This window comes from Acetobacter sp. (assembly GCF_047721705.1).
Taxonomy (GTDB): Bacteria; Pseudomonadota; Alphaproteobacteria; order Acetobacterales; family Acetobacteraceae; genus Acetobacter.
In genome coordinates this window covers 1-17,271 of record NZ_JBDNXK010000068.1, presented here as the reverse complement: position 1 = coordinate 17,271, position 17,271 = coordinate 1, and the positions used below count along the sequence as shown (strand labels likewise).

The following is a 17,271-nucleotide window of genomic DNA, read 5'->3' as shown; positions in this document are numbered from 1 at the left end:
ATCAAATAGGAGTACAAGCCTCATGATACCCCACGCTAACTGACGATACGTCATAGAATATCTCGCCATTACCGGAACAGTCGCAGGTGGTATCGGTGCGCTTGTCGCCAGCATGCCGCTTGCGGTCACCATTCTGACGTTTGCAGGCGCGGCCTATCTCATAAAACTGGGCATTTCCCTGTTGCATCATCCTCCTCTGCCGCAAGAAGGACATGAACGGGGAAACAAGCGTACGGCGCTGGATTGCCAAAGGGTTCGCCATCAGCGGCTTAAACCCCAAAGCTCTTCTGTTTTTTCTCGTCCTTCTGCCCCAGTTTACAAATCCGGGTTCATCGTGGCCGATCTTTTTACAGATCGGAATCCTGGGGATCATTCATACAATAAACTGCGTGTCCATCTATCTGATGGTCGGATTTGGCGTACGAACAATATTAAGCAGCCGCCCCAGAGCGTCCATCGTGACCGGCTACATATCCGGAGCGATCATGATTATGCTTGGTCTGGGCCTGGCATCGGAAGACATCATAAAATTACTTCACTCATGACAATGGAATACGGAGAGTGAAGATATTGGAAACTGGCTCCCTGCATAGGTTCCATGGATTAGAGTGAAGCCCGCTGTATCGATTTCCCGATTTCCATGAGCGTCGAGACTGCGGGGTTTTTCGTAGTAATCGGCGCTCGAAGGACAACGTCCAATTGGGGAGCGTCTGTCAAAGCCCGTGACATCAGCTCCGCCCCCAGTTCGGTACACAGCGATGCGGGGATAAGGGCTATGCCCAGCCCTTTTGCAACAAGCTGGATAATTGTGTGCTGCAACCGCGGTTCAAGCACGACATGCGGGACAATTCCCCTGGCAGAAAAATAGCTGTTGATCGCAGATCGCAGAGCCGGCGCCGTCGCGGCGGATGCTGCGATGATTTTCTCCCCGCTGAGTTCCTCAGGACCGATCTGGTCGGCCGTGACAAGGGGATGGTCCTTTCGCATGATGATGTGTAATCGCTCCCTGGCCAGCAGCACGGTCTGTAGGTGCGGCGCATATCCGCAGTCAAATGTTACGGCGGCATCCAGTGTTCCAGCCACCAGCATCTCATCGATCTCTGTCGGCGTGCGTTCATCAAGCACAAGGCGGACATCCGGCCTCGCCTCCGCATAAAGCTGCACGAGTTGCGGTACAACACTGTGGGCAGCGTGCATCATGAATCCAAACCGCAATTCGCCTTTCATGCCGCTGGCAACCAGCCTGACATCCCGGCACGCCTCCTCAAACTGCCCCAGCACGTTTCGGCAGTCTTTCATGAAGTGTTTTCCGGCCGGGGTCAGCGCCACGTTTCGCGAGTTTCGTTCAAACAGCTTCACGCCCAAAGACTGCTCGATCATGGCGATCTGGCGACTGAACGGCGGCTGGCTCATGTTCATGCGCTCGGCGGCCCGACCGAAATGAAGCGTCTCCGCCAGGGCCATGAAATACCACATATGCCGCGTGTCCATCTGATACCCTGACAGCATTAATCGTGAACCCTATGAGCATTGGATTATATCAATAGCCTTCGGTAGCGTCACGCTTTTGCTGACCTTCCGAGATCCCTGATGCTGAACAATCTGCTGATCGTCCTGCCTATCTTCGCCCTCATCCTTACCGGATGGATCGCACGCAAATCGGGTGCGCTCGGTCCCAACGCCACGCGCGAGGTCAATCGGCTGGTGGTCTATCTTGCGTTGCCTGCGGTGCTGTTCGACATCGTGGCGAATGCAAAAATGACCGATCTGTGGGAGCCGGGATTCATTGCGGCGTTCACGCTTGGCTGTTTTATCGTGTTTGCCGGAACGCTGTGGTGGCGGGTATCAACAGGCCACCATCTTGCCGATGCGGCCATTGACGGACTGAACGCGAGCTACGCCAATACGGGGTTCGTTGGTTTCCCGCTTGTCCTGTCTCTTGTCGGCGATACCGGCATGGCGCCGACGCTTATCGCCACGATCGTGACGGTCTGTGTGCTGTTTGTCATAGCGATCGTTTTGATCGAGGCTGGATTGCAGACCGAAGCACGCCGTCGCGATATTGTCGGTAAAACGCTTTTCTCGCTGGTGAAAAATCCGTTGCTGGTGGCACCCACGCTTGGTGGCCTTGTCATGGTATCGGGTGGGCATCTGCCGGGACCCGTTCATGCCTTCCTGAAGCTTCTCGGCGGGGCTGCATCCCCCTGCGCCCTGATCGCCCTCGGTCTCTTTCTTGCCGGAAATTCCGCCGGTGCCGCGTCTGCACGTCCGTCGACTGCCGCCATTCTTGTCGGCCTGAAGCTGATCGCCCAGCCTCTGGTTACGTGGATCGTCGCAGCGCCCGTGCTCCACCTGCCTCCAGCGATGACAAACATCGCCGTGCTTCTTGCCGCACTCCCGACGGGAACCGGCTCGTTCATGCTGGCGGAATTCTATGATCGGGAGGCAGCCCTTACCGGACGGGTCGTTCTGGCCTCCACGGTACTCTCGATTGCAACGATCTCGCTCTATCTCGCCTTCGCGCCCGCGTAGGGATGCTCACGCGCATTGTGGATGAAGTCGCGGGCCAATAATTTCCACCAGCCAGTCCACGAACACACGCACACGCGGAGAAAGCTGCCTGTTGCTCGGATAAAGGACCGACACTGGCGTTGGCATGGGTGGAAAAGCAGGAAGCACTTCGATCAGCGTGCCATTTGCAAGGTCATCGTCAAAACCATAGCGCGGAACCTGCACGAGGCCAAAGCCAAGCCGGGCCGCTTCGGCATAGGTATCAACGCCCCCAACGAGTAGGCGTGCCGGAAGCGAGACCTCGATCACCTTCTCTCCGCGTGTAAATTCAAGCGGCAGGGGCTGGCCGGTGCGTGAGGACACGAAACCGATCATCTGATGGCCTTCAAGGTTGTCGGGAGAGACAGGCATTCCGTACCGCGCCAGATAGGCCGGGCTGGCAACCGTCACCTCCTCCATAACGCCGAGGGGTCGGGCGATCATGTCACTGTCCGGCAGACTTCCGGTCCGGACCACGCAGTCCACCCCTTCACGCACCAGATCGACAAATCGCTCACCCTCGCCAAGATGAACGGTCAGCGCCGGGTGGCGCGCAAGGAAGTCTGGCAGCGCTGGCAGCAGGATCATGCGCGCCAGACGGCCGATCACATCAGCACGCAACAGACCGGCCACAGCCCCACTCGCACCACGATCGGCATCTTCGAGGTCCGCCAGGATCGCCACACACCGGCGATAATAGGTGGCGCCTTCCTCGGTCGGTCGGACATGACGGGTCGAACGGTGCAGCAGTCGCGTGCCGAGCCTTTGTTCCAACGCCTTGATCGCGGCGGTCGCAACCGGGCGGGAGACGCCACAATCGGCTGCCGCAGCGCTAAAGCTGCTGCGGTCAACAATGCGAACGAAGAGGTCGAGTGTGGCAAGCCTGTCCATGGGATTATTCCATGGAGCAAAACAATGCTGACGGAAAGAGCGGTCTTATCGAACGGATGATGGTGTGACCAAGATTGGTCCCTCACGAGATGGAGATACCCATGCCTGCAACAAACACCATTGCCATCGTCACCGGCGGAAGCCGTGGACTGGGCCGCGCAACCGTTGAAGCCCTCGCCCGACGTGGCGTCTCATCAATCTTCACCTATCACGCTAACAAAGCTGCTGCCGATGAGGTGGTTGAGAATGTCCAGCGTAGCGGCGCCCGCGCGATGGCCCTGCAACTCGACACCGGCGATACGCACGCCTTTTCTGCCTTCGCCAACGAAGTCCGCAGCGTGCTGCGCGAGTGGGATGCGGAGCGCTTCAATTATCTGGTCAACATGGCTGGCACGTCTCATCATGCGTTGTTCGGCGAGGTGACGGAGGAAGATTTCGACGCCGCCTATCGTGTTCACGTCAAGGGTCCGTTCTTCCTGACACAGACGCTGCTGCCGCTGATCGCGGATGGCGGCCGGATCGTAAACATCTCATCCGGACTGACGCGCTTTTCCTATCCCGGCTGGATTGCCTATGCCTCCATGAAAGGGGCGGTGGAAGTCATGACGCGCTACATGGCCAAGGAACTTGGTCCGCGCCGCATCGCTGTCAACACGGTAGCGCCAGGTGCGATCCAGACGGATTTCTCGGGCGGTATGGTGCGGGACAATCAGGATATTGCTCGCCAGATTGGAGAAGTAACTGCGCTTGGACGTCCCGGACTTCCTGACGACATCGGTCCAATGATCGCTTCCCTCCTGTCCGAGGACAATCGCTGGGTGAACGCGCAGCGGATCGAAGTGTCCGGCGGTCAGGCCATCTGAAGACTGGCCGTTCCACAAACGGAACGCCACAATGATATATGAAGCGGCTCGGAGACCTGTTTAGTCTTCGGGCCGTGAGCAATAGTGGGCCTGGGCATTGGATAAAATGATCAGAACGAGTCAGCATAGACCCATGCTGAAATATCTGTGCTGCACGATAATCGTGCTGGCCGCCTGCATTCTCCTGCCATGCGTGGGATTTGCCGGTGATCGCACCGCACCGGGGATGACTGGCAACATTCCAGATCCGGGCATCACTGAACGTGTCATGAATATACCTCTTCGTGCGGGCGGGTCTGTCCGGGCCATTTTCAGTTCCCCGGACCGGCCACGGGCAACGATCCTCATGTTCCCGGGTGGAACTGGTGACATCGGCCTCGGTCAGGAGGGGCGCATCCGTCATGGCGACAACTTCGTCGTGCGAACGCGTAGAGCGTGGAACAGGCAGAGATTTGCGGTTCTCATTCCGGATACAGTTGGCCACCTCAATCTACGAGGGCACCGTAGTTCCGCGCATTATGCCCATCTTGCCGAGGATATCATCGCTTTCGTGCACAGACAGGACTCAGGTTCTGTTTTTCTGATCGGTACAAGCCAGGGTGCCATTGCAGCCGTCAATGGCGCGGCCCATGCCACTTCCGGGGATATTGCCGGTATCGTGCTGATTGAATCGGTATCGGTTATGGGCGGCAGCCAGCCGGGTCGCGACCGAGTGAACCGGGCAATGTCCAGCCTCTGCCTACTCACGTCCGGGAGGTGATCAATATCTCCGCGACAGATAATCATCAAATATCCTACCTCCCGGAATCTCGGGCTATCTGATGATGGATTATTCCATTGCGCGGAAAGTGAAGTAAGCAGTCTCAGTAGTTTCTACACCCATTCTCGGTCAATCTCACTCACCAGTTTTGTTCCGCTGAATCGAATGGGCATATCGATCTCCCCATGCCTTGAGGGCCTGAATGACCGGCTTCAGCGTCTTTCCCAACTCGGTCAGGGCATATTCCACATGCGGGGGCACCTCAGGAAAAACGGTGCGTGACACCAGCCCGTCCGCCTCCAGTTCGCGCAGCTGGTTGGTCAGCATCCGCTGCGTGACGTTGGGCAGGCGGCGGCGCAGTTCACCGAACCGCAGCACTCCATCCTCGAACAGATGATACAGGATCAGTGCTTTCCACTTGCCGCCAAATAGTTCCAGCGTGGCTTCCACCGTGCAACCGGGGCTACAGGCCAGTGTGGTGTGACGAATGCGCGGCATGGTATCATTCCTGACACTAGTGGCGGTTTATGTGCGTTCTTGCGCACACCAGAGGGTGGGTCAATGTTTACATGCGGGCCGGACGGATGGATGTCCTGCATTTGTGAACAAGGTTGATCATGTCTTCGTCTTCTTTATTCGATCCTGTGCGATTAGGCGACCTGTCCCTTGAAAACCGGATCTTCCTGCCCCCGCTGACACGCTGCCGCAGCACGCAGCCCGGGGACATCGCCAACGCGCTGATGGCCAAGTATTACGCGCAGCGCACGCAGGCAGGGGTCCTGATTACCGAAGGCACGCAGATCGAACCTCGCGGGCAGGGCTATGCCTGGACACCGGGTATCTACTCACCTGAGCAGGTCGCGGGCTGGAAACTTGTAACCGATGCGGTGCACGCAAAGGGGCGGCCCATCTTTGCCCAGTTATGGCACGTCGGCCGGGTCTCTCACTGCGCCCTGCAACCCAGCCATGAAGCTCCGATCGCCCCGTCTGCGGTCGCTGCAACAGGCGTGAACGTGTTCATCCCCACGGGACCGGGCACGGGAAAGCTGGTGCCTCCTGACACGCCACGCGCGCTATCCATTTCAGAAATCCATGAACTGGTGGAGATGTATGCACAGGCGGCGCGTAACGCGCTGTCCGCCGGGTTCGATGGCGTGGAGATCCACGCCGCCAATGGTTACCTGATCAACCAATTCCTATCCGAACGCGCCAATTTCCGTACCGATGCTTATGGCGGCAGCCTGTCCAACCGCCTGCGCTTCCTGCGCGAGGTGGTCGAAGCCGTCTCCGCCGTGGTCACGCCAGACAGGCTGGGCGTTCGGTTTTCCCCGCTGTTCGGCACGACCACGGAAGAGCGTGTCTATCTCGGCCTGCTGGAAGACAATCCGGTGGAAACTTACACGCAGGCCGTACGCGTGCTGGCGGAGGCAGGCATCGCCTATGTCTCGCTTGCCGAGGCTGATTGGGACAATGCGCCCGAAATGCCGGACGCCTTCCGCGCCAGCGTGCGCGACATCTTCGGCGGCTGCATCCTGTGCGCGGGCCGCTACGACCTGCACAAGGCGCAGCATGTGCTGGTGCATGGATGGGCGGACATGATCGGCTTTGGCCGGAAATTCATCGCCAATCCGGACCTGCCCGCGCGGCTGGAACAGGGCTGGCCGCTCAATCCGCTGGACCCGGCGACGATGTATGGCGGCGGCGCGCATGGCTACACCGATTACTCTTTCCATAATCAATAAACAGGGAAATATACCAATGAGTTTTTACCAGACCCTCAACCCGACCACGGAAACCGTGGAACGCACGTTTGAACTCCATACCGCCGCGCAGATGAAGACGATTGTCGATCGCGCGGACCATGTGTGGAAGACCGACTGGAAAAAGCGTGACATCGCGGCCCGTAAGGTCATCATGTCAAAGGCCGCCGATCTGCTGCGCCGCGACCGTGTGGCCCATGCGCGCCTGATCGCAACCGAAATGGGCAAGGCGCTGCCTGATGCGTTGGAGGAAATCGACATCACCGCCGATATCCTGTCCTTCTACGCCGATGGTGCGGAGAAATTCCTTGCCCCCACGCATCTGAAGGTCAAGGAAGGCCATGCGAAGATCATCAACCAGCCTCTGGGCCTGATCTACTGCATCGAGCCGTGGAACTTCCCCTACTATCAGTTGGCCCGCGTGGCGGGGCCGAACCTGATGGCGGGCAACGTGGTCATCGCCAAGCACGCGCCCAACGTGCCGCAATGCGCGCTGGCCTTTGAAAAGCTGTTCCATGACGCGGGCGCGCCTGTGGGCGTCTATACCAACATCTTCCTCGACAACGATCAGTCCGCTGAACTCATCAAGGATTTTCGCATCCGTGGCGTCGCCCTGACCGGCAGCGAACGCGCGGGCCAGACGGTCGCGGCCGAAGCGGGGGCGGCGCTGAAGAAGGACACGATGGAACTGGGCGGCAGCGACGCCTTCATCGTGCTGGATGACGCGGACCTTGAACTGGCTGTCAAATGGGCGACATGGGGCCGCTTCGCCAATAACGGACAGGTCTGCACGGCGGCCAAGCGGATGATCGTGCATGAGAAGGTCTATGATGCCTTTCTCGCCGGTCTGAAAAAGGCGATCACGCAGTTCCGCATTGGCGATCCTCTGAGCGAGGGCACCACCCATGGTCCGATGAGCAGCAAAAAGGCGCTGGATACCGCACTTGCGCAGACTGACGAAGCCGTTAAGGCAGGGGCAACTCTGGTGGCTGGCGGCAAGCGGATGGAGCGTAAAGGCTTCTTCATGGAGCCGACCATCCTGACCCATGTGTCAAAGGACAACCCGGTCTTCTATCAGGAGATTTTCGGCCCCGTTGCCGTCGTGCACAAGGTCGCATCAGAGTATGAAGCCATCGAACTGGCCAATGATTCACCGTATGGCCTCGGCGGTTCTGTGTTCTCGCGTGACCTTGGCCGGGCGGAAAAGGTGGCGGAACAAGTCGAAACCGGTATGATGTTCATCAACACCGCGACGGCCGCAGCCCCAGAACTGCCCTTTGGCGGGATCAAGAATTCAGGTTTCGGCCGTGAACTATCCTTCCTCGGCATTGAGGAGTTCATCAATCGTAAGCTGATCCGCGTCGCCTGAGCGGGAAAACCCTGTTTCATGTCCCGGATAAACTTCTGTCCGGGACAAAACTGTCCTGCTTACAAAGACAAATTCAGACGTAAGGACGAACGTGGTTCGGCTGTTCGCGATTGTTTTGCGCTTCAGTGCTTCGATGGAACAATCGCCAGTTGTTCCCGAACACTCGGACGCTCCTGCATCCTCGCGAACCACGCTAAAAGTGCCGTGCACTCCTGTGGGATCGGCAATTTTACGGCGGCTGCAAATATAAAGCCGCCGATGACTGCAATATCCGCCATTGAGAAAGTCTCACCAGCTATGTAGGACTGTTTCCTCAGCACCGTATCGAAGTAATGCATCCCGCGCAGAGCCTTATCACGCTGGAGGAGACCCCACTCCCGGTTCTGATAGTGTTCCACATCGGGACCGAGACCGGGTGTGGCATGATGAAAATAGACGCTGATGGCATCCATCATCTCGATCTCGGCGCGTTTTGTCATCATCTGGATCACGCCTTTCTCAAGCGGCGTTCGACCGGTCAGTGTGGGTTCTCCGACGAACGCATCAAGATAGACCGTGATTGCCGTACATTCGGCGAGGCAAATTCCATTGTCCAGTTCGAGAACAGGCAACGTTCCGGAATAATTTTTGGCGAGAAAAGCAGGCGTCTTGTGTTCGCCCTTCCACAAGTTGATCGGCACGAATTCGACTTCGGACTGGAGATTCTTTTCTGCCAGCGCAATCCGAACACGGGCTGGATAAGGTCCTGTGGGCCAGTCGTAAATTTTCATTGGAGCAGCCTCGTTCAAATTGAAGACGAAAATGTCAGGCGTTGTCCGGCAGTACTTCCCTACGGCGCTGACTGAAACGCCTTTCGTCCTTCTGCATCCAATGCAGCAAAGTCCTCATCGGAAAGGCTGATGTCGGTAGCAGCGACATTCTGCTCCAGATGTGCGACTTTCGAGGTTCCGGGGATCGGCAGCATCACCGGACTGCGTTTCAGAACCCATGCCAGCGCAATCTGGCTGGGATGAGCGCCATATTTCCCAGCCATAGCGTCCAGAATTGAGCCCGGCTTTGCGAGGTCGCCGGAGGCGAGTGGGAACCAGGGAATAAACCCGATATTCTGCGCCGTGCAGTAGTCGAGCACGTCCTCGCTGGTACGATCGACGAGATTGTAGCGGTTCTGGACAGTCGCGACGTCAAAGAATTTTGAGGCGGCCTTGATATTTTCGACGGAGACTTCGCTCAGTCCCGCATGCCGGATCAGTTTCTGATCGATAAAGGACCTGACTGCGTCGAACTGCTCGTCCGCCGGGACTCTGGGATCGATCCGGTGCAATTGCCACAGATCAAGCTGCTCGACGCCGAGATTGCGCAGGCTCTTGTGCACCTGCTGAAGCAGATATTCCGGCCGTCCGACGGGCTTCCAGATATCCGGTCCCGAACGGGTCAGACCAGCCTTCGTGGCGATCATGAGACCCTTGGGATAAGGATACAGCGCCTCCTTGATCAGCCATTCCGAGATATCCGGCCCGTAGGCGTCCGCCGTGTCAATGAAGTTGACGCCAAGCTCGGGAAGGCGTCTCAACGTACGGATGACTTCGTCATGATCGACAGGCGGGCCCCATATCCCTTTGCCCGTGATGCGCATTGCTCCAAAACCGAGCCGATGAATGGTGAGATCACCGCCGATCGTGAAAGTGCCGGATTTCGTGGCGTTTTTGGATGAATGGATCATGGCTTTCGTTCCTTTTTTCCAGCGGATGGTTTGGAATGAATCACTTTGTCATGCTGAGAAGCCGCCATCGATAGTGTATGCAGCACCGGTGATGATGCCAGCCTCCGGTCCGGCAAGATACGCCACCAGCCCCGCGATTTCCGCGCTCGTGGCATGGCGTTTGATCGCCATGAAGTCATGCATGACGTCCTTTAACGGACCATCGGCAGGGTTCATGTCGGTATCGGTGGGACCGGGCTGGACGACATTGACGGTGATGCCGCGTGCGCCGAAATCACGCGCCAGTCCCTTGGTCATTCCTTTCAGTGCCGATTTGCTGGCGCTGTAGGCGGCAAGTCCGGTCATCGGCATACGGTCGGCATTGGCTGAGCCGATGAAGATGATACGGCCCCCGTTGGGCATGCTCCGCGCGGCGGCAACTGCCGCGTGATAGGGCGCGTGGATATTAATGCGGAAAAGTCGATCAATGTCGTCCGGCGGCATGTCCAGTGGGTTACCCGCACCAAGAATTCCGGAATTGACGACTAGTACGTCCAGAGGACCGAGTGAACCGATCAGTGCGATGAGAGCGTCCCGGTCGCCACTATCGGCGCGTATGGCCTTGCTGCCGGTCTCGACGGCCAAGGCTTGGGCGTCGTCAGGGGAGGACAGATATGTAAAAATGACTTTCGCGCCATCTGCTGCGAAACGACGCACAATGGCGGCTCCAATCCCGCGACTGCCGCCAAGCACGAGAACGGATTTGCTATCCAAGCTGCTCATGATGGTGTTGCCTCTGATGCCAGTATTTCAGAAAGTTTGTCGAAGGCGAGTTGATAGATCTGTGTCGGCATTCGGGCCTCCATACTGGCGGCATGATCGGCAGATGCCTCGAATTGTCCGCGCCATTGAATAAACGTGCCGTTGCTCGCGGTGATGGGAAGAAGGTTGATTGTCGAACGATAGTTCCGGATCGGCAGAGCAGATTCAATGATCGAGAACGTTACCGCATGGTCCACGTCGGACAGCGCCAGAAGCTGTTCACGGATGACACCGACATCGCCCATTTCAACACAACGGATCGCGCCGACACGATCACCGGGATCATCGCCTTCGATCACGCAGCTTTTCACCCCCGGCAACCAGCGACCAAGGGTGCCGAAATCACGGAGAAGCTTCCAGACGGAAGAAACGGGGGCATTGATGACGCTGCTGGCCATAACGTGGATCATGGAAGCTCTCCGGGTTGTGACTGTCTGGCTGTCATAGCGACTGGCCGCCCGTGACTTCGATGCGCTGACCGTTCACCCAGTGCATGTCGTCAGACAGAAGGCCGCGCACTGCTGCCCCGATGTCGTCGGGTTGTCCGACCCGCCCTAACGGCGTGATTTCTGCGAGGCTCCTGTTGATCGTGGCATCGTCACGGACCAGGCCGCCGCCAAAATCAGAGGCGACTGCGCCGGGAGCGACAGCATTGACCGTAATGCCCCGCTCGCCCAGTTCCTTAGCCATATAGAGCGAGATGACCTCGGTCGCCGCTTTCATGGCCGCGTAGGGACCATGATCCGGCAGATAGAAGCGTGTCGCGGCAGAGGTGATGTTGAGAATGCGACCGCCATCGCGGATCAGCGGAAGGAGCGCCACTGTCAGCAGATAGGGGCCCTTGAAGTGGATATTATACTGATTGTCGAGCTGTTCGGACCTTGCGGCATCGAAGCGCGTGTGGATGATGTTTCCCGCGTTCTGGACAACGTAATTCAGGCCCTGCTGGCCGAAATCGTTTGCGAGAAGAGTTGTGATCTGCTCTGGAAAATTCGTGAACGACGCATGATCCGCAATGTCCAGTTGCAGCATGCGTAGCTTCGCGTTCTCGTTGCTGAGGGTGGTTTCGGCTGCTTTCGCTTCGCCTTCATTGGCGTGATAGGTGCCGATCACGCTGATGCCGGAGGCCGTCAGATGTTTCGCGATGCTGTAGCCAATGCCGCGATTGACGCCCGTGATGAGGGCGATTTTTGATGTGCTCATGATCGGATTCCTTTCGGCCTGATGGCGTTATTTTCCGAAAAAATAATTCTATATCGATCAATCCATAATAAGAACGTAGGACGAGATCAATAATTTATGGATCAATCGATACGGAATTTTTGTAATGAGGTGGTCTGGCCTTGCTTCGGTCAGCCTGTCAGCGTTTTTGGGGCCGCTTTTCTTTTTCCGGCTTCACCGCATTGATATCCCACAATGTCAGGAGAGACGTGATGGCTGCATCCAGATTTTTTGCCTTCATCCCGTCTCTAGCCTCACATGTCATGCCGTGGAAAAAAGTCGTGAGAATATCAGGCAGAACATCGGTCGCCGAAGATGCTTTTAATTCACCTTGGGTGATGGCGCGCTCCACGCAGGCTCTGATGCCTGCACGCGTGCGCTGTCGTTCTGTCGCGAGGAGAGCCTGTATGGGTTCGTTGTCGGGTGAGCAGTTGCTGGCGCCGGACACGACCAGACATCCGGCCGGGTGCGCGCGAGCAGACTGCATGCGCGCCGAGCCGCGCAATGCTTTTTCGATGGCCTCACGCGGTGACAGGCTCTCGTCCCATAAGGGGGCCATGACCTGCCCGTAGGTCGCCAGATAATGCTGCACGACTTCGCGGAACAGGGCTTCTTTCGAGCCGAACGCGGCATAGAAACTCGCAGGCGAGATATCGCCCATGCTGGCCTTGAGCTGGGTAAGGGAGGTCGGCTCATAGCCCTGCGCCCAGAAGAGCGCCGTGGCGGCGTCAATCGCCTTGTCGCGGTCAAACTCACGGGGACGTCCGGTTCGCGCCATGACCTCGTTCCTTCTGAAAGACTTCCATATTAAGTGATCCAGAAGTAATTGCCAAGGCTGCTGTTCCCTTATATGTGTATCGACCGATCCATATATGAGCAGTCTATGACCCCGATCATCACAGTGTCCAAGAACAAAACCGATGAGCGTCTCCCGGTCGCCGGCCTGCTCGCGCTGGCCATGACCGGTTTCATCTGCATCATGACTGAAACCCTGCCTGCCGGTCTGTTGCCTGAGATCGGTGCGGGTCTGCATATTTCTCCGGCTCTCGCCGGGCAGATGGTGACGGCCTATGCCATAGGGTCACTGAGTGCTGCGATCCCGCTGACGCTTGCCACGCAGCGATGGCGGCGCAGGACGGTCCTGCTGCTGGCGATCATCGGTTTCGTGGTGTTCAATTCCATCACAGCGTTTTCAACGCATTACGGCGCGACCCTCATCGCCCGGTACGGAGCGGGTGCGGCGGCGGGTCTCGCCTGGGCGTTGCTGGCCGGCTATGCGCGCCGGATGGTGACGCGCGCCCAGCAGGGGCGTGCCCTGGCGATTGCCATGGTCGGTACGCCGATCGCGCTTTCGCTGGGGGTTCCCGCCGGGACATGGCTGGGCGCTGCCGTCGGTTGGCGGCTGGCTTTCTGGATCATGTCCGGCCTGACCGTGCTGCTGATCGCATGGGTTCTGGCGAAGGTTCCTGATTTTCCGGGTGCCGCGCATCACGAGCGTCTGCTGTTCCGGCATGTTCTGTACACGCCGGGCGTGCGGTCTGTTATGGGTGTCGTGATGACGTGGATGCTCGCGCACAATGTTCTCTACACCTACATCGTGCCGTTCGTGACGCCGGCCGGGCTGGCAGGACAGGCAGATCGGATACTGCTGCTGTTCGGGATCGCCGCGCTTGCCGGCATCTAGCTGACTAGCCGCACGGTCGATCACGCCCTGCGCCTGTCCGTCCTGCTCAGTCTGGCCATATTTGCAGCCGTGGCAGCGGCTTTTGCCATCGGGTCAGCGTATGGGGACTGACATTCGGAGGCGCTGCGACGTTGCTCCAGACGGCCCTCGCCGATGCGGCTAACGATGGTGTGGACGTTGCGTTGTCGATGAATGTCGTTGCCTGGAACAGTGCCATCGCCGGCGGGGGCCTTCTGGGCGGCGCGCTGCTCGACACATGGGGGGCGGCCTCATTCCCCTGGGCGGTGATGGCGCTCGTCGCCATCGGATTCCTGATCGCATGGCGAGCCCGGTCTCACGGATTTCCGCCCGGCCACCGGCTCGGGCATGAGAGCGGGAGTTAAGAATTTCACGTGGAATTACCCTGTGGTTTTGGTAATGAAGGTTTGTGTCAGAGGATTTTTACGCATCACCCGACTGGTTGGCCGGACCTTTTCTGATCTTGAATTGGATCTCCCAAAAATGTCCGCCTTGAAGACCATAGGGATAGGCCGCTGAAGGCGCAGAGCTTCTGCGACCGGGCGTTCATCCATACGTCCAGCTCACCCGGCTGCCTCAGGATCACAGGCATAGCTTTCGGATGGATCGCGCCCACTTCCCGGTTGGCCTCTGTGGTCAGGAACCCGAACAGGTCATCCATCGTCTCGCCGCCCGCCAGTTTCCGCACTGAGGTGCATCGGCACCAGATCCCGAAAGAAAGCGAGCGGTTCTCCGTCGCTGCGGGCTGGGACGCCGGGAGGCGCTGTGGGCGATCAAGGCGCTACGGGACGAACCGCTGCCGTTGTTTGCGGCAGCGCAGGCGACACGGGAAGCGAAGAAGCCAGATGTGCTGCTGCAGCCCATGCGCGACGGGGCAGGGGTGGTGCGGGATACAATCAGCTTGGCCTGACCCAGCGGGATCATCCGCTGACCTTCCTACGCGAGGATCTTCAGACAAGGGGTATCATCTCCTGTCGGCAGGCGCTGGCGGCAAAAGACGGAAAGCGCTTGACTGTCGCCGGGCTGGTGCTGGTCCGGCAGCGACCGGGCTCCGCCGAAAGCGTGGTATTCATGACGCTGGAAGATGAGACGGCCAACATGAACGTCATCATCTGGCCCGATATGTTCGACGCAAATTGGCGCGTGGTGCTTGGCGGCCAGATGCTGGCGGTGGCAGGCATGCTCCAGAAGGAAGGCGACGTCGTGCATCTAGTGGCGAAGGAGATCACTGACCTTTCCAGGTTGCTCGCAGACGTCGGTAATCGCTCCTCTACGGAGACCACTCATGACAGCGATTCCGCCGGTGAGCGTATCGTCGTCACATCGCGTAATTTCCACTGATCAATAAGACCGCCGATAAAGCTCACGCTATCGTGATATGGCCTGTTTTAAGCTCAACCTACGCTGCGCTTTCACTCCCATTTGCATCCTATACGCATCCTGCGCAGTGCTTCGGACACAAAAAAAGCCACCCGTGTGGGTGGCTTTTTCTTGTCTTTTCAGACACGTATTCATGGTTGCGGGGACATACAACCGCTTCGGTCATAACTTCAAGATTATCATTACCTGCTGCCAGCGCCAGAATACCAGCCATATCCCCCACCAACGTCAAACCAACTTCTCCGCGCGCTTGTCCGGGTCGGAATTCCACAGCCTGAATCAGGCTGCGTAGCTTATCCGAGGCCTCACGCCCATGATCCGGATCCCCTATAACAGTACCCAGACTTTTCACTCGCTCTTGAAAGAGCGTCGAAAAGTCATGCTGTAAGTTGGACAGTGATGCAGGCATGGGCTTTATCGCCTCGGCTAACGCCTTCCGCTCTTTCGAAAGCTCGGTGAGTCGGTTGGCAAGCGCAGAAACGTCCGGCGCAAATTCAATAGCTTTCATTATATTATTGATCTGTGAATCAATCGACGTCAGTTTTTCACGGCCAGCATCGGATTGTCGTAGCCATTGCGCATAGAGCGCCTGACATTCTGCATTGTACGCCTGCAAAGCAATTTCCATTGATTCGCCTGTCACAAGCCGGTCGATTAGCCCCGATAGGATACGTTGCTCCACGACATCACGTCTTTTCGTGCGATTGTTCTTACAGTTTGTGCCTCGGTGGTGCCCCAGACATCCCCAGCGATCGCGCAGAACAAGTCCGACATTGCCTCCACATGCAGCGCATTTAATGATTCCGCTTAAAAATGACGTGGGCCGCCGCGCGTCGCGAAAATTATGTTCCTGACCACTTGCACGTTTCTTCATGTTCGCCCGGATCAGTGCCTCCCGCTGTCGAACCGCATTCCACTGCTCCTCGGTGACGATGCGCAAATCCTGATCCTCGATGCGTTCAATGTCTTCTTCAGGATTCTGACGCGATACACGCTTACCAGTGTCTGGATTCTTCAAATACATGCGCCGGTTCCACACCCTCCATCCGCGATACAGCTCGTTATGAAGTATTCCTGTGCCACGCGATGCATGACCCAAAATCGTACTTACTTGCCACTGCGAGCATCCAGGAACTTGAGGCTCCCCTTTTTTATGAGCACGATGCGGGCCCGGAATACCTTCCAGATTCAACTTCCTGGCTATTTCGATTGGACTGTTCCCAGTGGCATACTCATCGAAAATCCTACGCACAATTTCCGCTTCATCGAGACATATCTTCTGATGCCCTTTGTCGAGCTTTCCGTCAGCAGTAAGTTTTGGATCAGACACATACCCATACGCTCGACCGCCTGCACTCCGCTTCTTCAGGATATTGGCTCTGGCTCCGCGGCGTGTTTTGTGAGCAATTTCTTCCAGCTGCGCTTCCGCGACACTACTCATGATCGCGATCGCAAGATCTGACTGTTTTCCAGCGGTATATGTATGCACCTCTATCCCATGAAATTTCAGCCGCCGATGCAAGGCAGTGACTTCAGCAACGTTTCGACCAAGCCGGTCAACAGATTCGACAACCACAACATCAAATTGTCCCCGCATGGCTTTCTGTTTTAACTCTTGCAGACCTGCTCGCCCATGCTCATACGCCCCGGATATTGCATCGTCCTTAAAACGTGCCACCACCGTCCAGCCTTGTCGCGTGGCATATTTCTCGCCCTCAAGGAGCTGGTCATTTGATGACGCCGCATTCTGGCGGGATATCGAAAAACGACCATAAAGCGCAACCCGAAGATTGTTGCTATTAGTTTTCATTCTTTTTCTCGATTATACCACATTGACAATACGGTTTGCACGAAACACTAAACTTGCTTTGTCTAGCTTTTCTGTTCTCGTGGCTCTTTGGGTGGGTTGTCATTAGCCGCTACGGTCGCTGTTTTGAGCCAAACCTCAAACTGCTGCTTCGCGACTGATCGACCCACAGCCCGCGCCAGCACCGGAATCAGGCTAGCCAATTCAGCGCGCTCAGAGTCGTTGTCATTTGAAGCTTGTATATTTACTATCTTCGTCGTCATCCCAGTCCCTCCGATCGCCCCGGGATGCAGTATATCATAGTATTTTTCCGCGTGTTTTCTTAGGAAGAGACGCTTGAAACACTATAAAATTCCCTCATATCAGGAAAAAAACGCTTGTTTTATGTGAATCTTCCGATTTCAGAGGAAATTTGAATTTCTCTTTATTTTTTAAGCATCTTTTTAA

At 57.2% G+C, this 17,271-nt stretch carries 15 protein-coding genes and 4 pseudogenes; 8 read left to right on the top strand and 11 right to left on the bottom strand.

The window, feature by feature from the left end; translation table 11 throughout:
- The first annotated feature begins 212 nt into the window (after positions 1-212).
- Positions 213-545, top strand: coding sequence for a LysE family translocator (locus ABF824_RS11750; protein WP_415489223.1), 333 nt, complete (start codon positions 213-215; stop codon positions 543-545).
- Positions 546-603: 58 nt separating this feature from the next.
- Here the strand turns inward: ABF824_RS11750 and ABF824_RS11745 are convergent, their stop codons facing one another.
- The gene (locus ABF824_RS11745) at positions 604-1,491 is read right to left on the bottom strand and encodes a LysR family transcriptional regulator (protein WP_415489221.1); all 888 of its coding nucleotides are present in this window, start codon (positions 1,489-1,491) and stop codon (positions 604-606) included.
- 99 nt (positions 1,492-1,590) lie between these two features.
- Here ABF824_RS11745 and ABF824_RS11740 point away from each other — a divergent pair, with 99 nt between their 5' ends.
- A complete protein-coding gene (locus ABF824_RS11740; protein WP_415489219.1) occupies positions 1,591-2,532 on the top strand; it encodes an AEC family transporter in 942 nt (313 codons plus the stop codon).
- 6 nt (positions 2,533-2,538) lie between these two features.
- Here ABF824_RS11740 and ABF824_RS11735 read toward each other — a convergent pair whose 3' ends face one another.
- Positions 2,539-3,441, bottom strand: a complete 903-nt coding sequence (locus ABF824_RS11735) for a LysR family transcriptional regulator (RefSeq protein ID WP_415489217.1) — start codon at positions 3,439-3,441, stop codon at positions 2,539-2,541.
- A 101-nt stretch (positions 3,442-3,542) separates the two neighbouring features.
- On the opposite strand from ABF824_RS11735, the gene ABF824_RS11730 reads away from it, so the two are divergent.
- Positions 3,543-4,304 (top strand): SDR family NAD(P)-dependent oxidoreductase, encoded by a 762-nt coding sequence (locus tag ABF824_RS11730; protein ID WP_415489215.1) that lies wholly within the window; start codon positions 3,543-3,545, stop codon positions 4,302-4,304.
- 346 nt (positions 4,305-4,650) lie between these two features.
- Positions 4,651-5,001: pseudogene (locus ABF824_RS11725) on the top strand (alpha/beta fold hydrolase); the annotation flags it as partial.
- A 198-nt stretch (positions 5,002-5,199) separates the two neighbouring features.
- Here ABF824_RS11725 and ABF824_RS11720 read toward each other — a convergent pair.
- Entirely contained in the window at positions 5,200-5,562 is a 363-nt protein-coding gene (locus ABF824_RS11720) for a winged helix-turn-helix transcriptional regulator (RefSeq protein ID WP_415489213.1), read from the bottom strand.
- A gap of 119 nt (positions 5,563-5,681) precedes the next feature.
- Between ABF824_RS11720 and ABF824_RS11715 the strand changes: the two genes are divergently transcribed.
- Together ABF824_RS11715 and ABF824_RS11710 are read left to right on the top strand one after the other, a co-directional pair.
- Positions 5,682-6,806: an alkene reductase gene (locus ABF824_RS11715; protein WP_415489211.1), complete on the top strand. Its 1,125-nt coding sequence runs from the start codon at positions 5,682-5,684 to the stop codon at positions 6,804-6,806.
- Between the two features lie 16 nt (positions 6,807-6,822).
- Entirely contained in the window at positions 6,823-8,193 is a 1,371-nt protein-coding gene (locus ABF824_RS11710) for an NAD-dependent succinate-semialdehyde dehydrogenase (protein WP_415489209.1), read from the top strand.
- 122 nt (positions 8,194-8,315) lie between these two features.
- Here ABF824_RS11710 and ABF824_RS11705 read toward each other — a convergent pair whose 3' ends face one another.
- The 6 genes from ABF824_RS11705 to ABF824_RS11680 form a co-directional block, all read right to left on the bottom strand.
- The gene (locus ABF824_RS11705; protein WP_415489207.1) at positions 8,316-8,963 is read right to left on the bottom strand and encodes a glutathione S-transferase; all 648 of its coding nucleotides are present in this window, start codon (positions 8,961-8,963) and stop codon (positions 8,316-8,318) included.
- Between the two features lie 59 nt (positions 8,964-9,022).
- On the bottom strand, positions 9,023-9,913 hold the full coding sequence (locus ABF824_RS11700; protein ID WP_415489205.1) for an aldo/keto reductase: 891 nt from the start codon (positions 9,911-9,913) through the stop codon (positions 9,023-9,025).
- A gap of 48 nt (positions 9,914-9,961) precedes the next feature.
- Positions 9,962-10,675 (bottom strand): SDR family oxidoreductase, encoded by a 714-nt coding sequence (gene bdcA, locus ABF824_RS11695; protein ID WP_415489203.1) that lies wholly within the window; start codon positions 10,673-10,675, stop codon positions 9,962-9,964.
- A complete protein-coding gene (locus tag ABF824_RS11690) occupies positions 10,672-11,124 on the bottom strand; it encodes an SRPBCC family protein (protein ID WP_415489201.1) in 453 nt (150 codons plus the stop codon). Before ABF824_RS11690 ends, bdcA begins: the two co-directional genes overlap by 4 nt.
- Positions 11,125-11,155: 31 nt before the next feature.
- Complete coding sequence (locus tag ABF824_RS11685) at positions 11,156-11,917, bottom strand: SDR family NAD(P)-dependent oxidoreductase (RefSeq protein WP_415489199.1); 762 nt, start codon at positions 11,915-11,917, stop codon at positions 11,156-11,158.
- A 157-nt stretch (positions 11,918-12,074) separates the two neighbouring features.
- Positions 12,075-12,713, bottom strand: a complete 639-nt coding sequence (locus ABF824_RS11680) for a TetR/AcrR family transcriptional regulator (RefSeq protein ID WP_415489197.1) — start codon at positions 12,711-12,713, stop codon at positions 12,075-12,077.
- Positions 12,714-12,818: 105 nt separating this feature from the next.
- On the opposite strand from ABF824_RS11680, the pseudogene ABF824_RS11675 reads away from it, so the two are divergent.
- Positions 12,819-14,002: pseudogene (locus ABF824_RS11675) on the top strand (MFS transporter).
- Between the two features lie 138 nt (positions 14,003-14,140).
- On the opposite strand, the pseudogene ABF824_RS11670 reads toward ABF824_RS11675, so the two are convergent.
- Positions 14,141-14,383, bottom strand: a pseudogene (locus ABF824_RS11670) (SOS response-associated peptidase); the annotation flags it as partial.
- Here ABF824_RS11670 and ABF824_RS11665 point away from each other — a divergent pair.
- Positions 14,380-14,978, top strand: a pseudogene (locus ABF824_RS11665) (OB-fold nucleic acid binding domain-containing protein); the annotation flags it as partial. The pseudogenes ABF824_RS11670 and ABF824_RS11665 sit on opposite strands and share 4 nt — an antisense overlap.
- An 88-nt stretch (positions 14,979-15,066) precedes the next feature.
- Here ABF824_RS11665 and ABF824_RS11660 read toward each other — a convergent pair.
- Positions 15,067-16,827 carry a recombinase family protein gene (locus ABF824_RS11660; protein WP_415489195.1) on the bottom strand — a complete coding sequence of 587 codons (1,761 nt, stop codon included), beginning with the start codon at positions 16,825-16,827 and terminating at the stop codon, positions 15,067-15,069.
- Positions 16,828-17,271 lie beyond the last annotated feature (444 nt).